The following is a 2,451-nucleotide window of genomic DNA, read 5'->3' as shown; positions in this document are numbered from 1 at the left end:
GATGCCGCCACCAGCTACCAGGAGAGCCAGACCTATACCGTGCTCAGCGCCGCCGGCGGCATTACCGGCGACTTCGCCGACCTGCTCGGCGATTCCGCCTTCCTCGACGTCTCCTCCGCGATCTCCGGCAACGACGTGCTGCTCACCGTCGTCGTCGATCCGGATGACGATGGTGGAGACGGTGATGGTGACGGCGATGGAGACGGGGACGGCGATGGGGACGGTGACGGCGACGGGGATGGAGACGGCGACGGCGACGGTGATGGCGATGGCGGCACCTTCGTCACGGTCGCGCAGACCGGCAACGAACAGGCCGTCGCCCGGGCGCTCGACAGCCTGGAGCAATCCGGTCCGTCGCTGTCCCTCTACAACAGCCTCCTCCTGATGAATGCCGAGAATGCCCGCAAGACCTTCCGCCAGCTCTCCGGCGAGGTGCATTCCTCGACGACGCCGCTGCTGACGACCGGCACGCAGGCGATGAACGGCATGCTCAACACCCGCATGCGCGGCCTCTCCGGCGGTTCGGTCGAGCAGTCGGCGGGTGCGGCGACGGCCTATGGGCCGGAGGAGACCAATGCGGCGGCCGAGCGCTTCTCAGCCGTCGACGGCGGGACGCAGACCGGGTTCGATGCCGGCAGGTTCGGCTTCTGGGCCAGCGGCTTCGGCGCGCGCGGCAGCATAGACGGCTCCGGCGGCACCGCCAGCAGCGACATCCACTCCGGCGGCACGCTGATCGGTCTCGACGGCATGGCCGGCGACTGGCTGGTCGGCCTCTACGGCGGCTATTCCAGCGCCTCGGTCGGCACGCAGACGGAGACGGCCGCGAGCGACAATTATCATCTCGGTCTCTATGGCAGCCGCGACTTCGGGCCCCTCTCCGTCCGCTCGGGCGTGAGCTACACGTTCTCCGGCATCGACACGGTGCGCAACGTCACCATGCTCGGGCAGAAACTGGAGGCCGGTTACGATGCCGGCACGCTCAATCTCTTCGGCGAACTCGGCTACCGCATGGCGGCGGGCGGGATCGAACTCGAACCCTTCGTCAACCTCTCGCATTCGCGCATCCGCACCGACGGCTTCAGCGAGACCGGCGGCACCGCGGCGCTCACCGTGTCGGGCCAGAGCGACGACGTGACCTTCACCACGCTCGGTCTCCGGGCCGCGAGCGGCTTCGATCTCGGCGGGGCCACGACCGTGGCGCGCGGCATGATCGGCTGGCAGCATGCCTTCGGCGACACCGCCACCACCTCCACCGCCCGGTTTGCCACCGGCGACAGCTTCACCATCGCCAATACGCCGATCGACAGCGATGCGCTGGTGATCGAGGCCGGGCTCGACTTCGCGCTCTCGCCCGCCGCCACCCTCGGCATCGGCTACAACGGCCGCTTCGGCGACACCGCCCGCGAGCACACCGCAACCGCAAAGGTCAGGATCGCATTCTGAGGGCGGGGCGGTCGTCGTCGCGGGCGGCGAATGGTAAACATCTCCTTTCATTGGGACGCAAACGCAAGGAAGGCCGGGGTCGGCGGAACGCCGCGCATAACTGGAGCGGTCGCAAATCCGCTAGTTGTAGCGACGAAGGCCGAAGCCAGCGGGCAGGCATCCGGCCGGCCGATCATCCATAGTTTTGACCAGTGCAGCACCCATGATCCGTATCCGTTCCTATCTCCTCGTCACCACCAGCCTTTCGCTTCTTCCCGTCATGGCGGCCGCGCAATCGGTCGTGGCGACAGGCAGCGTTTCGCCCTCGTCGCCAACGAGTTGGACTTCATCGACATCGATCAACGTTGGCTACAGTACGGCAGGCTCTCTCACGATTTCGGACGGAGGGCGGGTGGTGAATGGAGCCGGGTTAGTCGGTGTAGTGGGCGGTAAAGGTCAGGTGACCGTCACGGGGGACGGCTCGCGTTGGGAGAGCAACGGATATCTCTACATCGGCGCCAATGGTACAGGCATCGTGACGATCGCCAACGGCGGCTTTATGAGCAGTGCTGCCGCAGTTCTTGGCCGTTCCAGTTCTGGTTCCGGCAGCGTCACCGTTACCGGTGAGGAATCAACCTGGGTCAACAGTAGCGGCCTCACCGTCGGACTGGTCAAAAACGGCTGGTTGATCGTCTCGGGTGGAGGCACAGTCAGCAATACGTATGGCGTTATCGGCGATGGCAGTCAGGCAAGCGGGAGCGTGGATGTCACGGGCGAGGGATCGCTTTGGAGTTCCAGCACCAACCTCTCTGTCGGGCGCGAGGGCCAGGCATTGCTGCGTGTCGGCGACGGCGGCACGGTCACCGTCGGAGCACAACTCGGCGATGGCAGCCATGGCGGAACGGCGACGGTTGCGGACCGCAGCGGGTCCAACGGCACCGTGTCGATCGGCGCGGCGGAGGGGGATGCGGCGGTGGCGGCGGGGAGGCTCGATGCGGCGCGGCTGGTGTTCGGGGCCGGCAACGGCAC

At 66.8% G+C, this 2,451-nt stretch carries 1 protein-coding gene and 1 pseudogene; both read left to right on the top strand.

Going from position 1 to position 2,451, the window contains the following annotated elements; translation table 11 throughout:
* Window positions 1-1,443: autotransporter domain-containing protein (locus J5J10_RS22315; RefSeq protein ID WP_211931845.1), on the top strand; the 1,443-nt coding region annotated here is incomplete at its 5' end.
* Between the two features lie 202 nt (window positions 1,444-1,645).
* Window positions 1,646-2,451: pseudogene (locus J5J10_RS22310) on the top strand (hypothetical protein); the annotation flags it as partial.

It is taken from the genome of Ciceribacter sp. L1K23 (assembly GCF_018122705.1).
In the GTDB taxonomy this organism is placed as follows: Bacteria; Pseudomonadota; Alphaproteobacteria; order Rhizobiales; family Rhizobiaceae; genus Allorhizobium.
The sequence above is the reverse complement of the archived record's forward strand: the minus strand, read 5'-3'. Positions and strand labels throughout refer to the sequence as shown.